This window comes from Luteolibacter sp. AS25, from assembly GCF_046736275.1.
Classification (GTDB): Bacteria; Verrucomicrobiota; Verrucomicrobiia; order Verrucomicrobiales; family Akkermansiaceae; genus Luteolibacter.
This window is the reverse complement of the sequence record NZ_CP151837.1, coordinates 2,620,761-2,641,789: the sequence shown is the minus strand read 5'-3', so window position 1 is coordinate 2,641,789 and position 21,029 is coordinate 2,620,761. Positions and strand designations below refer to the sequence as shown.

The following is a 21,029-nucleotide window of genomic DNA, read 5'->3' as shown; positions in this document are numbered from 1 at the left end:
TGGACGATAGTGTCCGGAAGAAGCCCAGATGAATGTGGTGCTTGCCCGATAGACTCCAAGCCGGCGGAGGTCAGCGATGGTCGAATCTGTGAAATACTTGGCGAGGCTTTATCTCCACGCGTGCCCGGGGAAGTTCTTGGCTAAGGTGGGGCGGTGCTTTGGCCATTCGCGGACTAGGAAGGTAAGCGCCCAACAGAACCCCACTATTCAATCGCAGCAGAGATGCCATAGGTTTGCGACCTATGGCATCTACTCAAGAAACCTTTACAAGCATTATCAAGAGCGACCGTGCTGGTCGCACCCGTTACAGCAAGGCCTACAAGGACGAGGTGGTTGCAGCCTATCATCAGAGCAATATGAGCGCGGCGGCCTTCGCGCAGCACTGCGGAGTCAAGTACCCCACGTTTGCCTCGTGGGTAGCCAAGGCAAGGCAATACTCAGCCAGCAGTGATGGCAAAGCGGATGAAGGTATTGGCCAGCGCTTTATCCTTGCCGAGATCGGAGGCAGTCTGGCGGATGCGCCGCTCAAAGTCGAATTGCCCGGCGGTGTGATCGTTCACGTTTCCTCGTCGGATCAACTCGGCCTGCTCACCGATTTGCTCAACGCCATCCGCTGATCAGTCATGCTCAGCTTCAACGGCAATCTCAAGGTGTATGTCGCCCTCAAACCCTGTGACATGCGCAAGTCCTTCAATGGTCTTGCCGCAGAGGCTCGCAACACCATCGGCATGGATCCGAGCTGCGGGGCGGCTTTCCTGTTCATCAACCGGCGGCGAAACCTGATCAAGATCCTTTACTTTGATGGCACCGGCTACTGGGTGGTCGCCAAGCGACTCGAAAAGGGTACTTTCAGCTGGCCGCAGGACATTGAGGGCGGGCGCGAAAAGATCACACTCACCCCCCCCGCACTGGCGATGCTGACCGATGGCATTGATTTGCGCGGTGGCTTGCAAAGACCGTGGTATGAACATGGATAAAAAAGTGCAAACGCGCAACATTTCACCAGCTCCTGGGCATGCATTTTGCTTGCTAGGCAGGCATCAAAACTTCCGGGCAACAGGTAGAAGATCTGACAGCAGAAGTGGGAACACTTCGAGCTGAACTCAAGCAGCAGAAGAGGCGACCATCAGCGAACTGCTCAAGCGCCTCTACGGCACCAAGAGCGAGCAACTGGATGCCAACCAGCTAATGTTGCTCTTGCAGGACGACGAGGGAAAAAAGCCCAACGCCGCCGATCCCGGCGGCCAAGAACCGGAGGCTGAAACCACGGTCCGCAAGCCCCGCGCCAAGCGCACGGGCAAGCTCGCTGACTCGCTCAAGGATCTGCCCGCCATCGAGCGGGTGGTGGTTGCCCCGGAGGTGCTCGCCAATCCCGGGGACTATCGCCTGATTGGCGAAGAAGTTAGCGAACGTCTGCACGTCAACCCGCAGAGCTTCACCCGCGAAGTCATCCGCCGCCAGACTCACGTAAAGCGTGGGGATCTGGATGGTGCACCCGTCACCCCGCAGCTCGGACCCTGCCTGTTGCCAGGTAGCGTGCTTACCCCATCACTCGGTGCGATGCTGCTGGCTGAGAAGTTTTGTTATCACCAGCCGTTTTACCGCTTGGAATGGCGGCTGCGCGTCACCCATGGCATAGAGCTTCGCCGCGACCTGATGTGCTCGTGGCACAACCAAATCGCCGAAATGGTGCTACCACTTCATCAGCGCCTCAAAGAGTAGATGCGCTCAGGGAACTATCTGAAGGTCGATGAAACTCCGATCCGTTGTCTGGAGCCAGGCAAAGGCAAGACCGCACAAGGCTACCTCTTGACCTATCATCATCCCAACCACGGCGTGCTTTTCGATGTTCAAAACACGGAGGGCTCATTTGGGGGTCATTTACAAAGCGATGGTTACAGCGCGTATCGTGCCTTCATAGCAAAGCATCCCGAACTCAGGATCCGGCCCGTCAGTTGCCTAGCGCACATCCGCCGCAAGTTCGTGGAGGCTAAAGAAGACCAACCCCGCATCAGCGCGTGGGTGCTCTATCAAATCGCCAGACTCTATAAACTCGAAGCCCGGTTGAGGAATCGGGGGGCCGGGCCCGAATTGCGAAGGCGGGCACGGCGACGATGGTCGTTACGCCGATACCGCCATCTCATCGGACTCACCAAATACCTCATTGTACGCCGCCGTATCACACCAAGAAGCTCCTTGGGCAAGGCACTCCATTACGCCCATGACCAGTGGCCGCACTTGGAGGCATGTTTTGAGCACGGCCAGATCGAGTTGGATAACAACACCGTGGAGAACGCCATCCGCCCGACCAAGCTGGGCCATAAGAACTGGATGTTTGTGGGCGGCAAGGACACCGGCTGGCGCAGTGCGGTGATCTACACACTTGTTGAGCAGGTGCGTGCCCATAGGGCAGATCCCTATCGCTACCTCGAAAGGGTGCTTGAGAAACTCATGCGCCATCCGAGTCCCAGTGGTGAGGAGATTGATGCACTGCTACCAGCGACTTGGATAGGGCTGCAACGTGGTGCTGGCGAAAAAATAGCGTAACCACCATAAATGCCAGATCTCTGGCACCTCTACAAGTGGTGTTCTGTTGGGCGCTTACTGCGCTGCGAAGACCAAGCTTATTCGCAGCTAACCGACCAGCCATGCTAGCCGACACGACAGCCAGTGCTTCTAAGAGCTGCTAGATAGAAGCGACGGCACCGTATGGGAGGACAGGGGTTACAGGTTTCCGATTTCGTTGAGAGTGATCTGCATGCGCATGACCTCCTACGGATGATCGTGGATCTAGAGGATTTGTTCTCTGGGGCAGACGAGGCTTGTTTCTACTGACGAGAGCAGTCGATATCCTCCTTTTGATTTGAGTTTTTCGGTGACTCGACTTGAAATAGAGCGCAGGTTTCTTCCTGCGGACAAATAAAGGAATGAAAGCTCCATCCCCTGTTTGATGTATTCCCTGTCGGGGGAATTTCCGTAGACTTTCTCATCCAAAGATAAACCAAGAAAAAATGTATAAAAACCTTACTACAACGCTGTGGGCAGCGGTTGGCGCCCTGGCTCTAATTACTCCTTCCTACTCCCAGGAAATGGATAAGATGTGGGGCGAAAATGTTGTAAAACTTCGTCCTGAAGACGCAAAGCGCGGCGAACTATTCGCTGATGGAAACTACGCGATGTTTATCCACTGGGGACTCTATTCCCATCTGGCGAACAAGGTGGACGGGAAAACTTATTATGGAATTGGCGAGTGGATCATGAATCCACGCATGGCTGGAATTGCTCCCGAAAAATACAAAAAAATCGCCAATGACTTCAACCCGGTCAAATTTGATGCCAAGGCGATTGCCCAGCTGGCGAAAGACGCGGGAATGAAATACATCATCATTACCAGCAAGCATCACGACGGCTTCGCGATGTATGATTCCAAATCCAATGATTTCAACATCGTGGATGCCACACCTTTCAATCGTGATCCGATGAAGGAGCTCGCGGCTGCCTGTAAGGAAATCGGAATCGGTTTCGGTTTCTACTACTCGCACAACCAGGACTGGACTTATCCGGGTGGCAACGGTGGCCCTGAAAAAGATGCCGAAGGTAACACGAAGGACTTCGGTGATTATTTTACCGAAAAATGCCTCCCGCAGGTCAAGGAGATCACCACGGAATACGGCCCGATCGAGATTGTCTGGTTCGATACTCCCGGTGGAATGGAGAAAAAATACGTGGAGGAGCTCTGCGACGTTGTTTATAAAAATCAGCCGAATGCCTTCATTTCCGGGCGTGCCGGCCATGGACTAGGTGATTACCAGTCCCTCGGTGACATGGAAGTGCCCATCGAGAATGTCGAAGGTCTGTGGGAGACTGTAGACACCACAAATGATTCATGGGCGTATGCCTGGTATGACGAGAACTACAAAACTCCGAAAACCATCCTCAGCCGTGTGATTGCCACAGTAGCCCGTGGTGGAACCTACATGCTAAATGTGGGCCTCAAGGGAGATGGCTCCATTCCTGAACGTGCCGCGGATGGTCTCCGTGGTGCCGGCGAATGGATCAAAACATACCCGCAGGTTGTCTATGGCACCGATGCTTCGCCATGGGGTCGCTCACTCCCGTGGGGAGATGTTACCGTGAAGGAAAACAAAATGTTCCTTTGTGTTTTCGATTGGCCAACCAGCGGCTCCCTGTACCTGCCGGGGCTGAAAACTGAAATCAAATCCGCGAAAATCCTAGGATCCGATGAAGAAGTGGCGTTCGAGGCTGTGAACGGTTGGACCCAATTCTCCGTGCCGGTGGCAGCTCCCGATAAGCTTGTCTCCGTGATTGAAGTGGAACTGGCGGGAACTCCTGAAGCCGACAAAACATTCGGGCTCGATCCGGACCACGTCACCAGCATCTACGCGAAATTTGCCGAGGCAAAAGGTGCCAAGAAAGTAGGCAACCGCTGGATGGAAAAATTCGGTGAATGGAAGCACGTTTACCAGATCACCGATTGGAAAGATGGCGACAAGGCATCATGGGAAATCGAAGTTCTTGAGCCGGGCGACTACCAGGTGGAGCTGAGATATGCAGGCGAAGGTCGCCTCGTATGGAAGGTGGAAATCGAGGGTGGTGAAGCTATCCAGAACGAGCAGAATTCTTCCCACAACTATGCCTCATTCCCGATCGGCTGGTTGAATTTCCCGAAAGCAGGGAAATACACCGTCAGCGCATCATGTATCGAAGGTGAAAGAAAGACCGCCGGTCTCGCAGGAATCTCCTTTGAGCGTATCCCGTAAGCTCGATACGAAGTATCTATAGAACGGGCGGATTGGAGTCATATCCAATCCATTCGTTTCCGCATCGCGGAGCCAGTTGAGATCCCATTCCACGGGGTCTCAACTTTTTTATTGGAGTAATATCCGGCCTGTCTTGGGAAATGGCGGGAATACAGCAATTTCTGGAATATGTGCTACCGGCAAATCCCACAGAGAGGGGCCTCAATGCTTATAGAATGATGTTGCTCAAAAATGACCGTTCCCTTTAATGTCTCGGAACTCCACCGGATATGCAGGCGTTTTATTTACGTTCCTAAAATCCTCAAGAGGCATTCAAAAAATCTAAGGATGAGTAATAAAACAGATAAAACCCCAGTCGTCCCAAGCCAGTTCTTGGTCCCCTTCATTCTCGTAACTAGCTTGTTTGCTCTATGGGGATTCGCCAATGACGTGACGAACCCGCTGGTAGCGGTCTTCAAAGACGTTTTCGTAATCAACAATGCCCAGAGCACATGGGTGCAAATGGCTTTCTACGGAGGTTATGCGACGATGGCGATCCCGGCAGCGATTTTCATCCGGAGATTCTCCTACAAGTCCGGTATTCTCGTCGGCCTGGTGCTCTACGCGATCGGTGCTTTGCTCTCCATTCCAGCAGCTGCGGGTGCGAACTTCAACCTGTTCATCATTGCTCTATACGTCCTCACCTTTGGTCTGGCGTTTCTAGAGACCACCGCCAACCCGTATATTCTGTCGATGGGACCTGAGGAAACCGCGACACGCCGTCTCAACCTCGCCCAAGCCTTCAACCCGATCGGTTCCCTGACAGGAATGTTCGTGGCTGGAACTGTTATTCTTTCCTCTATCCAGGTGGAAGACTTCAAGAATGACGTCAACGGCTACTCCTCCGAGATTAAACAGGAAGAGGTTGCTGCGAGTGAATTGAACATTCCATCCTTTCTTCAGTCCAAGCCGCGTGAACGCGTGAATGACGAGAATGTGCAAGCGTATATTGCAGGGCTCAGCGAAGAGGAACTTGCAGGCGATTCAACCGCACTCGAGGATTTCAAGGCTGGAGAAATCGAAAGCTTCCAAGGCAAAACCCATCGTGAGCTTCAGCAAAGCGATTTGAAACTTGTGGCTCTCCCTTATACTGCCATCGGCTGTATCATCATTGTAGTTCTGATCGTTTTCTTCGTTACCAAAATGCCAAATACCGGCAAAGGCGGTGCTGATGATGAGAGCCTGAATTTCGGAAATACCGTGAAACGTCTTTTCAGCAACCCGATGTATGTGGGAGGTGTAATTGCCCAAACATTCTACGTTGGTGCACAGATCATGTGTTGGACGTTCATCATTCAATACGCGGAAAATGAACTTGGTATCGATAAGGCGACCGCACAGAACTTCAACATCATGGCGATGGTGATCTTCCTCTGCAGCCGTTTCATCTGCACATTCTTCCTGAAATACATCTCACCAAGTAAACTCCTCCTGGTCCTCAGTGCCGGCGCAATCGCCTTCACTCTCGGAGCGATTTACCTACAGGGCCTTACCGGTCTCTATTCCCTGGTATTGGTTTCCGCATGTATGTCTCTCATGTTCCCTACGATCTACGGCCTCGCGCTGGACGGTGTGGGTGAAGATGCGAAACTCGGTTCCGCCGGTCTCATCTTCGCAATCGTCGGTGGTGTGTTCATGACCCGCTTCCAGGGCCAGGTGCTCGACTTTGATAGGTTCATGGGAACTACCGCAACCCGCGGCTCATTCTACCTCGTGGTGCTTTGCTTTGTAATCATCGCCATCTACGGCTTCGTCGCTTCACGCCATAAGAAGAAGCCTGCGAAAGCTGCTATTATTGAAGGTGAAGGCTACACTGTCTGATACCTGACTGATTCCGATTCATGAAGCGGCCATGCGAATCTCTCGCATGGCCGCTTTTTCGTATACCCATTGCTGCTCCTTTCCTGATCGTATCGGGGGGCAGGGAGGGCTATCACTGGAAACAGGATACCATAACGGGTCTAGATACCTTTAGGTATGACGGGGCGGAGGCTGACAGCGTCAGGGAGGGAGCCCTAGAGGTCTATCAAAGGAAAGGTCTCTATCTTCAGCGAAAGGACGTGGACGTAGAGGTAGACAAAAAAAGGCCCTCCGTTGCCGGAGAGCCTTTGATGATTGTTTGAGAAGAGTAGCGGTTAGGCTTTGTTTTCCTCAGGGGAGAACTCTTCTGTAGGGACGGTGGATGGTGTTTCCATCGCATCAATTTGTGCCTCTGGTTCCTCCACTGCTTCTACAGGAGGTGCCGGTGCAGCTTCCTGGTTGGGGTTGATTGGCGCAAGTGGTGGCACAGTGTTGTTCTGGGCGATGTTCTTCTCATCGTCCCGCTCGGCGTCGGCGTGATCCTTGGACTTGGCACCGGAGACAGTGAGCTGGCGGCCCATGAAGAATTGGTCATGGAGAACCTCTACCGTGCGCTTGGCTTCATCCACATCGAGCATTTCGATGAATCCGTAGCCTTTGGAGCGGTGTGTGCTGCGGTTGTAGACAATCTCGACGCGGCGGACAGCGCCCACGCCTTTGAAGAGCTCTTCCAGATCGCTCTCTGTGGTGTCGTAGGAAAGATTACCAACGTAGACACGGCGGTTTTCCACTGTGGATGGATCTCCACCGCGAGGGCGTTTGGAGTCGCGGCCACCACCACGGGTGTTTTTGCGTGGAGGGCGCTCGGAATTTTCTCCGGAGGAGGAGTCGGAACGGACGTCACGTGTCTTCGACTTGCGTGGTTCGCGGGTTTTCTTCTCGGCCTTGTCCGGTCTACGCTCCGGGCGCGGCGGACGGGTAGGCTCTTTGTAGAGTCCTACTGCCTTCAGGAGCTTCTGCCACCAGGTAAGCTCGATCGGCTTCGGCATAGGACGTTTGAAGGACTTGCCGGAGCTTTGGCGGCCACCGGAGCGTCGACCACCGCCTGATTGGCGGCCTTCGGACGGCTGGCGTTCCGAGTTTGAGTTATTTGAGCGGCGGTTTTGCCCTCCGCGTGAGCGGCGGCGACGATTGTTTCCCGATGATTGGGAGTTTTGTGTATCAGTTGACATGTTTTCGCATGGGTCGGTTTGTTGCGGACGGCCCGGCGCGGCGGGTTGTGTTCCCCGGCGTTGCAGGAAGAGACCTGCGTGCAATCGACACGGCGTCTGGTCGCCAGCTTTTCGGTGCTGGATCGAGCTCCCGCAACTGTTGCGGAAAGAGTCTCGTAGGGACCAGGAGCCGACGATTTGCGCCGCCGTCCGTGAGTAGGTAAGTCCTGTGATTCCTGGCGCGCCCTAAAGATCCGAGTTTCGAATGGAAAAACGGATGTTTGGAGAAAAAGGGTGCCGGATGCTGACATCGGAGATCGGGAGATGCCTACTCGCGAGGGAACTTAGGGTTGGATCCTTGTTTGGCAAGGTTTTTGGGCCCCTGGGGGGATTTAGAGCCAAAATAAAAGCCGGTCCGCCCTTTCAAGGGTGAACCGGCTATCAAGCTATACTGGGAGATTAGTGTTCGTGGGTGTGTCCCTCTTCATCGCCATGCTGGTGGGGAGGTTGGCCCGGTGGGCGTCCCTGTTGTGAACCGGGAGGTCCTCCCGGGCCACCAGGGCCTGCACCACCGGGGCCGCCCATGGCTGAAGTGCCACGGAAGTTCCGGAGGATTACCGGGTATTCATTGGAGAGGAAGTAGGCATAGGTGCCATCCGGAAAATCCGGAGTTTTCGTAAAACGGCCGTTGCATTCGTCCAAAGTGCCGCTGCCTTCCACATATTCATAATCATCTGAGAATGCTCCATCGTATGTCCCACCCGGTCCTTCCGGAGGAGATGGGCGTGTGCCTTCCCTGAGGCGGTAGCTGGATGTCATTTCCACTATTTCGGACGCAGGGTCCTCGGGATCGGCGTAGCCATATAGCGCGTAGATGGGGAACCCATCAAATGCCCAGCCTACCAGAGGAGAGTGCTTGTCTTCGGTGACATCCATCTGTTTGAGAAACGCGGTAGGTTTCCCGTGGTAATGATACTTTCCGCCGGGTTGGACGTGGGCGTAATTTTCATCGAGACCGAACCCAACTGCATTTCCCAATGCTTCATAGTTCCAGGGTTTTGAGCCTTCTCCCGACCAGAATTCGCCGGTGCCGGACTCGATGAAAACACCGTTCAAAAAGATTCCCGCTACCGGGCGGGCAGGAACGGATTCCTTGTTGGCTTTCGGGTTGAGCGGCAGTTTGATCTCGTTGCTCTGCTCGGCGATGGTGTTCGGGTTTTCCGCGTTGGGGAATTTTCCGATAAGGTGCTCGGGGATCGCGTTGGAGTGAATGATGCGTTTGTCGCCTTCTATCGTGATGGTGACCTTATTGTCGGTCGGTGGTTGCTGATCCGCAGGGACAAGATCGAGAGGTCTTGCTGTATTTTCGGTGTGGTTCCGGTTGGGTGGTGGGCCGCCTTGTCCATCTGGCGTCTGCGCACCGGCAGCGGTGATCAGTGCAAGGCTGATCGAGCAGTATGAGAGTATCCGTGTAGTCATTTTATCGTGTGTGGATTGGTTCGGTTTTACGAACCCCTGAAACAACAGAATGGCCCACGTAAACTGGATTTTATTTCAGGGCTTCTCGAAAGCTTCCGCCAGCGGGCGCTTTTGGGAAAGTGGCGCGAAATCGTCGTATTTAACTTTCTCGGCGGGCGGCCAGAAGTTTGATGCGGCGACTGATTCCGAAATCCAGTGAACGCAGGCTTCAGCGGAGGCGAGGTCATCGTGCTCGAAATTGTCCCATGTGGTGAGCTTCACATTGTCGCGGGTTTTCCCGACGTTGATGTAGGCCGGAATGGGGAGTGCATCGCTTTCACGTGATTCAGCAAGAGCGTACAAGGGAAGTTGGAGATTTTTCCAGAAATAGGTGGCCGGTTTTCCTTTTGCGTCCGTGGTGGAAAGGAACGGCGGCTCATTGCCCTCCAAATGCGCCGGGATTTTTGTGCTACCGGTTATTTTCTGGCGGTGCACGCTTTCGATGTTTTCGACTTTGCCAGTTTTGTAGTCGATGACACGGATTTGTCCTGTTTCCCGATGGCGATCGATTCTGTCGATTTTTCCGGAAATGATGATATTTCCGGATGGAATGGAGATTTTTCGCTCCACATGGAGAATTTCCCATCCTTCAGAGATGATCTGTGCCTGCTCAATCGCGAACCATGCCAGACGATTGCGGATGGATTCCGCCTGAATGCGGATTGCGAGTGGCGGGTTCTTGCCGAATCTGGCGAGGAGAATTTTCTCAAGAGCAGTATGGAGTGACTTCGTGAGCTTTTCTGTGGACTCCAATGTGCGGGCCAAAGGATCGTTTCCCCATGCCTCAAGGACATCGTGTGTGGTGGAGCCGAAGTCGCGCGAATTCATTTCGCTCCGGTCCGGTTCCGGGACGGACATTTTCACGATGTGCTTCAGGTAGAAGCGGAAGGGGCAGGCCAGGTAGGTGGGAAGTGCAGTGACACTGATTCGTTCGAGCGGCGGGAGTTTGGGGGTATTCCACTTCCAATTTGATTCCCAGGTGAGACTTGCTTCCGGGGGTTCGATTTCGCGGAACAGATTGCTAACCGTGGGCACGAGTTCTTCGCGCGGAACTTTGAGCAGTAAGCGCGAGGGTAGGTAGGTTTCTCCGCCTGGACCGGTTTTCCCGCAGATGAGATTTACGCTGCCATTTTTGCGGCGCATTTCTATCATGGAGTGAAGGAGATAGGCATCGCGCGCGTGGCGGTTTTGATCCGTGTTAAGACCGAGGGCCTTGCGGATGTTTTCGGAAAGCCAGGGCTCGCCGCCGGAGCGGGAAGGTATAAAGCCCTCATTCATGCCGCAAATGACGAGATGTGGACCGGGCTCGAAGAGGAGCTCCAACCATCCCTGAATATCGATCGAGCGATTCTGTGGGGGCTGGGCGGAAGGTGTGGGAAGCTCGGCGATGAGGATGGAGAGCCAGAAACTATGACTTCGTCTGACCTTTCCGAGCACTGCGGAGGCTGTTTCGAGAAACTCGAAAATATGGGTTAGCTGATTCTCCGACGATTCACCTTGGAGCTTGAGTGAATCGAGGTGCGTGGTGATGGCTGATTTGAAATCCGTGGATAGAAATTTTGTGCGAAGCGCAAGGAGTGTGTTTATCACCGAGGAAGTCTCCGGTGGGGCGCTTTCCGAAAGTGGAATTGGGCCGAGGGTTGCGTGCTTGTCTCGTAGCTGATTGAAGGCGAGGAGAGCCTGTGCGCGCTTTCCATCGATGAGGGGCGTGATCTCAGGAAGAGTCAGTAGCGTAGCCAAGTGCTTGGAAGTCGGTGCGGTGAGCCAATTTTTCCAGGCACGTAGCCAGCGTGCTAGTGCGGGTATAGGCTGTTGGGCGGCGGGATGGAATGCGGTCCAGCCCTTGGCTGAAAGTGCACGGATCAAAGCCGCGCCCGTGTGGTCGTCTGCGGAGCCCAAAGTTATTTGGTTCGAGGGGGCTCCCGACATGGCTATGGCCGCGATGGCAAAGGCGGCTTGCTGATCAGGATCCGCGGCTACCTGCGAGACCACTTGGTTTGGGAGCTGACGTTCCTGCCAGTTTTGAAGGGGGATTCCCAGGGGAGAAAAGTTTTCCTGTTCAGATTCGGGGGCGGCGATGAGGACGGTTAGCTCACCATTGAATTTCTCCAGTGCCTGGGCAAGGCATGGTGGCATTTCAGTAATACCTGCGAGAATTATCCGGGTAAAATTTTCGGGCAGGGAAAAGTTTGTTCGGAGCGCGGTGGAGCGGGACTGGTATGTCCAACTCCCGAGAATCCGTTCAGCAATGGTTTCCAAGTTCGCGAGGGCATTCCAGCGACCTTCCTCTGGGGTGTTTGCGAGAAATTTGGACGCTGAGAAGAGGTTGTGAAGATGATCCTGGAGTGTGGCTCTCAGGCCGGTGATCTCGGTGGCGAGGGATGTGGCCCAATCGGTTTCCGCTTCGGTAGGATCAGGAGGATTCGGAAGTAGATCGGAGTAATTTTCCCACTCCTCCGTGGATATGGATTCGAGGGTTTCGATCCAAGCGATTTTTTCCAGCCATTTTGGGGCAATGGACGGATCATTCAGGTGCAGTAAGGAACCGGGAGTCGAAACCGCAGGGGCTAGGATAGCAGTGGCGGAGGCCGCGAGTTCCTCGCGGAGGATACGCGAGCTTTGGGAAGTGGGGGTAATGACCAGGGTTTCCGGCAGGGTATCCCGGCGCTCCAGCAGGTAGGAGACGAGGCTTGGGAGGAATGGGGTTTGATAGCCGAGGAAATGGCGCTGAAGCATGAGGCAACTATCAAATCCGATGGCTCAGAGTTCAATGAGCATTGTGAGAAGATATGGGAGGGACCTAGTAAAACGAAAAAGCGAGCAACCCGTTGGGGTGCTCGCTTTTTGAAAGGTACAAGTAATCGGCTTAAATACCGATTGCCTGGATTAACCGTTTGTAAGGTCGACAGTCTCTTGATCGACGGCTGGTGCAGCCATGCTGAAACGCCATCTTACTTTGTTACGCTTGGAAGCGGTACGAAGTTTACGGACCTTGCGATCTGTAGGTGTTTCGAAGGAACGGCGGCGGCGCATTTCCTCAAGAATTCCCTCTGAATCGAGTTTTGTTTTGAGGCGTTTGAGGGCGCGATCGACTGGCTCTCCTTTTTTTACGTTTACTCCACGCATACTAATAATCTTTGTGTTTGTTATCTTTAAATCTTTGTTTGGGGCGCGGCTTATAGCTTGGCTGATTTTTTGAGTCAAGCTGTAAACCGTGCGGTGAATTACTCGCCGAGGCCGAAACGGACGAAACGAGTTACGGTGAGGGTATCACCGAGTGCTTTGCTCTTCTGTTCGAGAAGCTGTGAGATGGTGACATCCGGGTCCTTAACGAAGCCTTGCTCAAGGAAGCAGGATTCCGCGAAGAATTTGCCGATTTGGCCTTTGAGGATGTTGCCGATGATGTTCTCCGGCTTGCCTTGCTCGAGAAGGCGGACGCGGAAGATGTCCATTTCCCCATCAACGATGGCTTGTGGGATATCGTCGCGGGAAAGGCCTTTCGGTGCGCAAGCTGCGATGTGGAGTGTCAGGTCCTTGATGAGTTCCTGGAAATCAGGGGAGGACTTGGTCTCTTCTTTGGTGGTTCCTACTTCGAGGAGGACGCCTACTTTGCCACCGAGGTGGATGTAGGTGGCAACTACGCCACCAGGGGCTGCGTTGAAGCGCTCGAATTTACGAAGTTGGATATTTTCACCAAGTTCGAGAACTTTGGTTTTCACGTAGTCGCCTACGTTGCTTTCCGTGTGAGGAACTGCGAGTGCCGCTTCGAGGTCGGCTGCATCGGATGCTGCGACGACGTCTGCAACTTCGGAAACGAATGCCTGGAAGTTGTCGTTTTTGGAAACGAAGTCAGTTTCGCAGTTTACTTCCATGAGGAAGCCGAAGTCAGCTGCGTCGTTGACGCGTGCTGTGATGATGCCTTCGTTGGCAGCGCGGTCTGATTTTGCGCCTGCTTTTGCAATACCACGCTCACGGAGGAGCTTGATGGATGCTTCGATGTCGCCATTGGTCTCGGTGAGGACTTTTTTGCAGTCCATCATGCCGGCGTTTGTCTTGTCGCGGAGTTCTTTAACGATTGATGCGGTGATCATTCTTTGGAGAATTGTTTGCTGGTTAAACGTGTGAGGTTATCGAGAAATTACTTCTTGCTGGCTGTCACCATGCCATCGACCAGGTTCTGGAGGATGATGCGGATGGAGCGGATAGCGTCGTCGTTGCCCGGGATCGGGTAATCAACACGAGCTGGGTCAGCATTGGTATCGACGATGGCGACGATAGGGATGTTGAGGCGATGAGCTTCAGCAACTGCGATAGTTTCGCGAGCGGAGTCTACGATAACGATAGCGTCGGGCTTTTTCTCAAGATTGCGAACACCACGAAGGTTACGCAGAAGTTTTTCACGCTCACGGCCAAGAGCGGAGAGCTCTTTCTTGGACATTGCCTTGAACTCAGGCTGTTTCTCGATGTTCTCGAGGTATTGAAGGCGCTCAACGGATTTGCGAACTGTTGTCGCGTTGGTGAGCATGCCGCCGAGCCAGCGGTGGTTGACGTAATGTTGGCCGGTAGCTTCTGCAGCTTCGCGGATTGCGTCTTGTGCCTGGCGTTTGCAGCCGACGAAAAGGATTTGTTTGTTCTTGGAGACAAGGTCTGCAAGGAAGTCAGCTGCTTTATCGAGCTGCTGGACGGTTTTCTCAAGATTGATGATGTAGATGCCGCCTTTGTCCTTCATGAGGAAAGGCTTCATGCGTGGGTTCCACTTTTTAGTTTGGTGACCGTAATGAACGCCGGCGTCCACCATTTCTGAGATAAGTTCGTTTACCATAATATGTATGTATTTTTGTCCCGTCTTGAATCAGATCGGGCGATTTTGAAGTTCTGCCACTTTCGTGTCCCTTGGAAACTTCGTTGCTTTTGAGGTGGCTAAGAGGGGCGGGGGAGATACTTGTATTAGCGGTCTGTGGCAAGCATTTTCGTAGTAGTTTATTGAATTTTAGGGCTGTTGAAGTCGTTTTCGGGTGGCATCCGGAATGCTGGGTTTGGCATTCATGCATCCGGGATGTAAGTTTCCGGGATCAATTGTGTCGTATGAAAATTGTCGGGAAAATTAAGGAGATTTGGCGGTATCCGGTGAAGGGGATGGCGGGGGAACGGCTTGAGTCCTGCTATTTCGGACCGGAAGGTCTGGAGGGTGACCGTGTGTGGGCGGTGAGGGATACTGTGAGGCAGGAGATACAAAGCTGTAAGTTCAGGCCAGAGTTACTGGGCTGCACTGTTCGCACTCGGGCGGGGGAAGGCTCCGCGGTGGATATCGAGTTCCCTGATGGGAGTATTCTCGGGAGCGATAGCGATTTGATCAACGAGCGTTTAACAGAGTTGGTCCGGAACGAGTCAACGCTGGAGTGCCTGGATGCGGCAAAGGATCCGGCGTTTCTAAAACGGTATAAATCGGGACCACGGGATTGGTTGGAGGAGCTTAAGGAAACTTTTACACGCGAGGAAGACGAGCCATTGCCGGACTTCACTGAATTCCCGAAGCAGGCGCAGGATTTTGTGACGGTTCCGGGTTCATTTTTTTTGGTGAGTCCTTTTCATATCATCACGACTGCGACGATGAAGAGAATGACCGGATTGCTGCCAGGATCGGATTGGGATGTGAGACGTTTCCGGCCGAATATTGTGATTGAAACGTATCCGGGGGAGGAGGGGTTGCTTGAACAGGAATGGATAGGTAGTCAGCTGAAAATTGCCGGTCTACCAATAGACTGCACGGGGACGGCGGTTCGCTGTGGGGCTGTTACCCGTGCGCAGAAGGGAATAGCGAAGGATACTTCAATGCTCCGAACGATTGTGAAGGAGGCGGAACAGAATCTTGGGATTTACGGGAACATCCTGGAGCGTGGGGTAGTTACCGTCGGAGACGAGGTCTATCTGCAGAAGTGATCCGTGAATTTTACGACCAATTCTGAAATCGGCTGCGTAACGTTCATTTCCAATGCGTAATCTGGGATTTCCAGGATTTCCAGTTGTGACGCCAGAAGGGAAGGTGGCATGAAGTGCTGGCCGGATTCATAGCGGCAGGTAATGCGCTCAAGGAGGATTTTTCCGGGTGCTGTGAGATGCAGGAAGCCGAGTGCTGGATATTTCGAGCGAAGAGTTTTCCTGTAGGTTTCCTTCAGAGCGGAGCAGGCGATGAAGGTGGGTGTTGGGTCTGTGGAATGGGATGCGATAAGTTCCGCGAGGATTTCCAGCCAAGGCTGTCGGTCCTGATCGCTGAGTGGTATGCCGGAAGCCATTTTTTTACGGTTGGCTTCCGGGTGGAAGTCATCCCCATCAAGAAATTTTCCGTGGGTGGATTCCGCGAGGGCGTTTCCGAGGGTGGTTTTCCCGGTGGCAGAAACGCCCATGAGGATGAATACGTTGGGTGTCATGGCTATTCGCTTAGCGGTTGACGATGTTCGGGCAGGCGTCCGGGCCTTCGCTGAGGATGGTCATGATATTTTTAGCGGAAGCTTCCGCCATCGCGGCGTTGGTTTCGGCTGTGTTTGAGGCAACATGGGGCGTGATGACGATGTTGCCGAGAGTACGAAGGTCCTTTTCCGGAGACTGAGGGACGTATGGCTCGTGCATGAAAACATCGAGGGCCGCTCCAGCGATAATGCCATTGGTGAGGGCATCGAAGAGATCATCTTCGTTTACGAGAGCACCACGGGCGGTATTGAGGAAATATGCGTCATTTCTCATCTTCGAGAATAGTTCGGCATTTGCCATGCCTACGGTCTCCGGGGTGACGGCCATCATCATTAGGACAAAGTCGGCGTTGGCCACAGCGTCTTCGAGGTCGGTGGTGATACGCTGGACAGGGACTTCCCTTTGAAATTCCTCGAAGGTTTCAACCTTCGCAAATTTACAGAAAGTGTCCTGATCGAATTGGTCGAAGCCGATGACGTTCATCCCGAATCCGTGGTGGGCTTTCCTGCAAATATCCTGGGCAATGCGGCCAAAGCCAAGAATGGCGAGGGTTTTACCATGGACTTCGATTCCGCGTTTAGGTTCCCATTTTTCCGAGCGCATGGAGCGGTCCAGAGATGCCACGTTTCGGGCAAGTGAGCCGAGCAGCCACATTGCGTGCTCTGCAACGGAGGTGTTGAGAACTCCGGGGGTATTGGCTACGTGAATGCCGGCGGCGGTGGCCTTGTCCTTATCGATGGAATCGTGGCCCACACCGAAACGCGAGATAGCCGCACCTGCGGGGAGCGCTGAATAGAGAGCTCCGGTGTAAGGATAAATATCTGCGATAAACCCGCGGACGTTTTGCTTTTTAATCAGATCAGAGAGCGTGGGCTCATCCTCCGCCACCGGAGTGAAAATAAAATCGGTGGTTCCGGAAAGGCGGGTGAAAACCTCTTTTCCTTTGGCATAGGAGATTTCACTTACAAAAATTGTTTGCTTGGGCATGTGCTGAAAATTTGGAGTTTTGGAAGGAAGTAGAGCGTTTGGAATTGGCGGCTTTTACCTTTGATGCTTCGAGTGATCCAATGGTGCGGTCAGGGATTGAGACCTGGCGGTTGATAGTGCTGGGGCTTTCACTGTCTGTGATCCGGATGGAGACTTCTTCAGTGGGTAGCCATCCGACAAGGGCGGACCATGTTGCTGCGGCACCCATGGCGGAGGAAATCGCGATGAGCAGAGCCGGGAGGATAATTTTCCAGGCCGGGAGGAGCTTCGATTTTCTGGAAGGCTTGTCCATTGGCCGGGTGATTCAGGATCTTACGACTATTGCAGACCTGGATCGACTTCGGCTGCTATGGAGAGCATTTCGACTGCGAGTTTGGAAACCGCTAGACTGGTTTTCTGTGCTTCTCTGGCAAGCTTCACGGCTTCGATCTTTTTACCTTCACGCATGAATTCGAGGATGTTCCCACGGGTTTCCGGGGTGAGCTTTTCGATGACGGCGTTGGCTGTGGCGATATTTTCCTCGGTATAGTAAGGCATTGCCTCGAGTTTGCGCTGCGCCTCGTCATTCGCGACTGGTGGTGCGATGGAAATTTCCGCCTCAGCTTCCTGGGTCGGCTCAGGAATTTCCTTTGCGGGTACCTCGGATTTTTCGCAGGAAACCGCCATGAGAACAGCAGCTGAATAAGTGATGATCTGGAAAAGTGCTCTGGGCTTTTTCATATCACAGTTATAACCGTTTCCGGTGGATCCGGCGAGTTCAGAAATCCCAGAGAATTGGCTGATTAACCTATCGGAAAAACGGGGAATGGTGGGGTCGGTTTCCTACGGTTCAAGTTTCGTAGTCGGGGTGGTGAGATCGGGTTTGGTATTCCAGCGTGGTTTCCAATCTGCTTTTTCGACGCGGGTGCGGAAAATAACGGTGTTGTCGAGGTCCAGGCTTTCAGTCCAGATGAACTTGGCGTTCTCGAAGTCTTCACGATTGAAAACCTCCTTCGGGTCTACGCGTTCTTCGCTGTATTCGGTAGCATTCGCCCAGCTGCTGTCATCGAAGTTTTCGGAAAACCAATCTTCTGGAATGGGAGTGGTTTCAACCCGAGGATTTTCCACAATGCCATCGAGTGGGCCGGTGAAAAAGCTTTTGGCCTTCCAGCTGGCATCGGAAACTGTGCCATCTGCGAAGCGGATGATGAAGCCTGCGTCTCCGATGCGATCCCCGTATTCCAAGCCGCTTTTAGGATCGGCGTTGTCTTTTGCCATGATGGCAATGTTCATAGGGTATTCCGGGAGGATATCGAGGGTGACCACGTTATGTGGCATGAAGTCGATGGGATCAACTGCTACCAATTTTCCATTGATATAGAGCATGAACCAGTTGTCGGCGTATGCACTGACCGTGATGGTATCGGACGTTTGCGGTTTGATCAGGCCTCCGTCATCGGGGCGGCCGGTGCCTTTGGCTGGTTTGTCGGAATTTGGTTGCTCTTGAATGGATGTCGGCGGTCCGGAACGATCGCCGGCCGGAGGTGGGGTTCCTGCTTCTTCACCGTTGCGGGTGTAGACGACGTCGAGCGAAGAACTGGCAAGGACTTTGCCTTTCATTGCTGAGAGCAATACATCGCGGTCGACCTCGGCGGGTGCCTGGGATATTTCAAGTGGTTCGCTCAGGGCATAAACAGTGAGGACGTAGGTCTTCGCGCCGGGGCCTTTCGAATGTGGTGGTTCATAGCCTACGTGGCCGTTGAAGCCCGTGCCGATTGTTCCGATGTCTGTCACGTTTTTAGGTAATTCTGTGACCGTTGTGGGGATATCCCACAACGTCCAATAATGCTTCATGGTATTGTCCGGAGTGAGATGATCCATGACGAGGGCGAAGGACTTGGTGCCTTCAGGGACGCCTTTCCATGAGAGTGGGAGGGTGGCTCCGCTGCCGTCGCCGGTGAAGTCCACTGGCAGGTCGCCTCCGTTTTCTACTTCCGGACTGGTTAGGATGAATGTGTCGTTGGGTTTCTTTAGCGCGTCGGGGCCGAATTCCGAGTCGGGCTCGGAAGGACGTTCCTGTGGGGCTTTTTCGTTGCCGTTTCTTGGTGGGGAACCCTGAGCCTGTGGTGTGTAGGTTTCCTTGGTGGCCTCGGATTCTCCGTTTTTGAATTCAAAGGTGTAGGAGCCGTCGGGATTGACCGAGTAGGCGATGGTGCGTTTTTCGTCTTCCACCTTGTAGCTCACCTTGTAGGCGTTTTCGGCGGTGGATTCGAAGTCGGTGATTTCCGCTCCAGGCAAAGGCTCTCCGGCTTCACGAATTACTTGGGCGCGGGGCTGTGGATCTACCTGGCCATCTATTTCTGTGACTTCGCCGTGGAATCCACCGTTCACGTAGGGATATTCCTCGGAGGAGTGATAGTGATAGCCGATCTCTGTCGTGTGACCGTTGAATTCATCGAGTCCTTCAGGCTTGGAGCCATCCGGTTCGGCAAGGCCGAGGATGGGGTAGCCGTCGAGGGCGTAGGCGATGGGATTTCCTTTTCCGACCGCTTCCTCCAAGTGTAGTGGTGCTGCGTGATAGTGGTAATCGTCCGCCCGCCCGCAATGGCCGCCCCATTGATCGAGTTCTCCAATTTCCTGGGAAAGTTCTCCGCGGTTGTTTTGTGGATTGAAAATGGGAATTCCGTTCACTGCGATGGCGATTGCTCCGCGAAGAAACTCGTTTTTGACCGTGCGTGGTTCGGCAGCAGGTACCGGGAGGAGTGGGATGCGCCATGCATTTTCGCCAGTGTAGTCCTGGGGTAGCGGAACCTGCTGCTGCCACGCTGTGATGCCTGTCATCATATCATGCTGTGGCAGGCCATTGCTTTCTATGTATAGAAACGAGTCGTCCCAGCGGAGGTTTACCCGCGGTGAGAATTTCCCGAAATACTCCGCCTGGGACGGTGGTGTCGCTTGCTTGGCGATCTTTTCTGCGCCCTCCGAGCTATTGTCGTGATGGTGATCCGCGCTGCTGGAGATTTCGTGGGCATTCGCCGATAGGACGGAAAAGCCGGCGAACAGAGGGATGACAAATCTGTATTTCATGGAACAACGGTAGCATACTCTACATGAAGATTGGATGAAGGTCGCACTATTTGTAGGTCGCACCGGAGGTGCGGTTGTCACTCTTGAGCCGGCAGCTTTTCCGTCGATGTATTGTCGTCCGTGGGCGGCAAATTTTTCTGTTTGGTGTTATCCGCAGGGGATACCCGGGTAGCAGTGGCGGAATCGTTGGGAACGATCTGGTCTGAGTAGGGGCATTGTCCGATGATCTACTGAAACAAAAAAATCCCCGGAACCTACTGAGAGGTTCCGGGGATCGAAAGCGATGAAATCTTCTTTGAAAGCTGCGGGGCCTACACTCTGCGGCGTCTAAGGAGCAGCGCTGCACCACCGAGTCCGAGGAGGGCCACCGAAGACGGCTCAGGAATGATTGTGCCGTTCAGAGTGAGGTCATCCAGAATATAGGTTCCATTGTCCACGGTATCCCTGACCTGAAGCTGAATAGTAAACGTGTCACCATTGACAAATTGTGTGGTGGAGATGCTATCGTCGAGATTCACGCCAATTGACGAGTTTCCTCGGCCGCCGAGGTTATTGAAATTGCTACCATTTTCAGAAATTGCAAAACTCAGTCTGCGACCATTTCCACCGGGTCTGCTGATCGCATTTATGCTTGCGCTATCTATTATGAGATAAGCGTCTGAAGCGAGATCACTTACGGTGTAAGTGAATTCGGCTGCCGAATAGAAATCGCCATTCGGCATGTAAGTGGATGTGATGGTATCAATATCTCCTATTGCAGGATCGTTGTTGGTTACAAATTGCACGGTTGTCGTCGTGCTGGTGACATCCATGGTAATAGGATCGACGGTATCGATGGTGACACTAGTCGCTGGTAGAGTAGCGTCGGATGCGTATATGGACCCCGAGTCTTCGGCAAGTGAACCTCCGGTGAAGCTGTAAGATGCCAATACTGCTGCGTGTGATAAAGGTACTGAAAATAGTGAGAATGCGAGGAGGGAGGTAATTTTTTTCATATTGGAGCTAGGGTTTTTCATTTTACGCGCATGAAGTGGCATTCGATAAATTTGCATTTATCGGGGGGATATGCTGACGAAAATGCTGAACGAGCAAAACGTTTTTACCTTTTTGGGTCAAGATGGAAATAGTCGGTGTCCGTTCTATGGTTGAATGTAGGCTT

The 21,029-nt window shown here is 53.3% G+C and carries 17 protein-coding genes and 1 pseudogene; 6 read left to right on the top strand and 12 right to left on the bottom strand.

The window, feature by feature from the left end; genetic code table 11:
- The first annotated feature begins 242 nt into the window (after positions 1-242).
- The 5 genes and pseudogenes from tnpA (at position 243) to AAGA79_RS12175 (ending at position 6,641) form a co-directional block, all read left to right on the top strand.
- Positions 243-617: an IS66 family insertion sequence element accessory protein TnpA gene (gene tnpA / locus AAGA79_RS12195; protein WP_411826082.1), complete on the top strand. Its 375-nt coding sequence runs from the start codon at positions 243-245 to the stop codon at positions 615-617.
- 6 nt (positions 618-623) lie between these two features.
- Positions 624-977: an IS66 family insertion sequence element accessory protein TnpB gene (gene tnpB, locus AAGA79_RS12190; RefSeq protein ID WP_411826081.1), complete on the top strand. Its 354-nt coding sequence runs from the start codon at positions 624-626 to the stop codon at positions 975-977.
- A 148-nt stretch (positions 978-1,125) separates the two neighbouring features.
- Positions 1,126-2,547, top strand: a pseudogene (gene tnpC / locus AAGA79_RS12185) (IS66 family transposase).
- A gap of 464 nt (positions 2,548-3,011) precedes the next feature.
- Complete coding sequence (locus tag AAGA79_RS12180) at positions 3,012-4,781, top strand: alpha-L-fucosidase (protein WP_411826080.1); 1,770 nt, start codon at positions 3,012-3,014, stop codon at positions 4,779-4,781.
- Positions 4,782-5,108: 327 nt separating this feature from the next.
- Complete coding sequence (locus AAGA79_RS12175) at positions 5,109-6,641, top strand: MFS transporter (RefSeq protein ID WP_411826079.1); 1,533 nt, start codon at positions 5,109-5,111, stop codon at positions 6,639-6,641.
- 314 nt (positions 6,642-6,955) lie between these two features.
- Here AAGA79_RS12175 and AAGA79_RS12170 read toward each other — a convergent pair whose 3' ends face one another.
- From AAGA79_RS12170 to rpsB, 6 genes are all read right to left on the bottom strand, one after another.
- A complete protein-coding gene (locus AAGA79_RS12170; protein ID WP_411826078.1) occupies positions 6,956-7,852 on the bottom strand; it encodes a hypothetical protein in 897 nt (298 codons plus the stop codon).
- A 438-nt stretch (positions 7,853-8,290) separates the two neighbouring features.
- A complete protein-coding gene (locus tag AAGA79_RS12165) occupies positions 8,291-9,310 on the bottom strand; it encodes a YHYH protein (protein ID WP_411826077.1) in 1,020 nt (339 codons plus the stop codon).
- 75 nt (positions 9,311-9,385) lie between these two features.
- On the bottom strand, positions 9,386-12,085 hold the full coding sequence (locus AAGA79_RS12160) for a PD-(D/E)XK nuclease family protein (protein WP_411826076.1): 2,700 nt from the start codon (positions 12,083-12,085) through the stop codon (positions 9,386-9,388).
- A 150-nt stretch (positions 12,086-12,235) separates the two neighbouring features.
- The gene (gene rpsU / locus AAGA79_RS12155; protein WP_411826075.1) at positions 12,236-12,475 is read right to left on the bottom strand and encodes a 30S ribosomal protein S21; all 240 of its coding nucleotides are present in this window, start codon (positions 12,473-12,475) and stop codon (positions 12,236-12,238) included.
- Between the two features lie 98 nt (positions 12,476-12,573).
- Entirely contained in the window at positions 12,574-13,440 is an 867-nt protein-coding gene (gene tsf / locus AAGA79_RS12150) for a translation elongation factor Ts (RefSeq protein ID WP_411826074.1), read from the bottom strand.
- A 47-nt stretch (positions 13,441-13,487) separates the two neighbouring features.
- Positions 13,488-14,171 (bottom strand): 30S ribosomal protein S2, encoded by a 684-nt coding sequence (gene rpsB / locus AAGA79_RS12145; protein WP_411826073.1) that lies wholly within the window; start codon positions 14,169-14,171, stop codon positions 13,488-13,490.
- Positions 14,172-14,434: 263 nt separating this feature from the next.
- On the opposite strand from rpsB, the gene AAGA79_RS12140 reads away from it, so the two are divergent.
- Entirely contained in the window at positions 14,435-15,289 is an 855-nt protein-coding gene (locus AAGA79_RS12140; protein WP_411826072.1) for an MOSC domain-containing protein, read from the top strand.
- On the opposite strand, the gene AAGA79_RS12135 is transcribed toward AAGA79_RS12140, so the two are convergent.
- From AAGA79_RS12135 to AAGA79_RS12110, 6 genes are all read right to left on the bottom strand, one after another.
- The gene (locus tag AAGA79_RS12135; protein WP_411826071.1) at positions 15,274-15,777 is read right to left on the bottom strand and encodes a gluconokinase; all 504 of its coding nucleotides are present in this window, start codon (positions 15,775-15,777) and stop codon (positions 15,274-15,276) included. The two genes, AAGA79_RS12140 and AAGA79_RS12135, sit on opposite strands and share 16 nt — an antisense overlap.
- A gap of 10 nt (positions 15,778-15,787) precedes the next feature.
- Positions 15,788-16,804 (bottom strand): NAD(P)-dependent oxidoreductase, encoded by a 1,017-nt coding sequence (locus tag AAGA79_RS12130; protein ID WP_411826070.1) that lies wholly within the window; start codon positions 16,802-16,804, stop codon positions 15,788-15,790.
- Positions 16,776-17,096: a hypothetical protein gene (locus AAGA79_RS12125; RefSeq protein WP_411826069.1), complete on the bottom strand. Its 321-nt coding sequence runs from the start codon at positions 17,094-17,096 to the stop codon at positions 16,776-16,778. Before AAGA79_RS12125 ends, AAGA79_RS12130 begins: the two co-directional genes overlap by 29 nt.
- Before the next feature lie 26 nt (positions 17,097-17,122).
- Complete coding sequence (locus AAGA79_RS12120; RefSeq protein ID WP_411826068.1) at positions 17,123-17,524, bottom strand: hypothetical protein; 402 nt, start codon at positions 17,522-17,524, stop codon at positions 17,123-17,125.
- Positions 17,525-17,626: 102 nt separating this feature from the next.
- The gene (locus AAGA79_RS12115; RefSeq protein ID WP_411826067.1) at positions 17,627-19,870 is read right to left on the bottom strand and encodes a YHYH protein; all 2,244 of its coding nucleotides are present in this window, start codon (positions 19,868-19,870) and stop codon (positions 17,627-17,629) included.
- 311 nt (positions 19,871-20,181) lie between these two features.
- Positions 20,182-20,865 carry a PEP-CTERM sorting domain-containing protein gene (locus AAGA79_RS12110; RefSeq protein WP_411826066.1) on the bottom strand — a complete coding sequence of 228 codons (684 nt, stop codon included), beginning with the start codon at positions 20,863-20,865 and terminating at the stop codon, positions 20,182-20,184.
- Positions 20,866-21,029 lie beyond the last annotated feature (164 nt).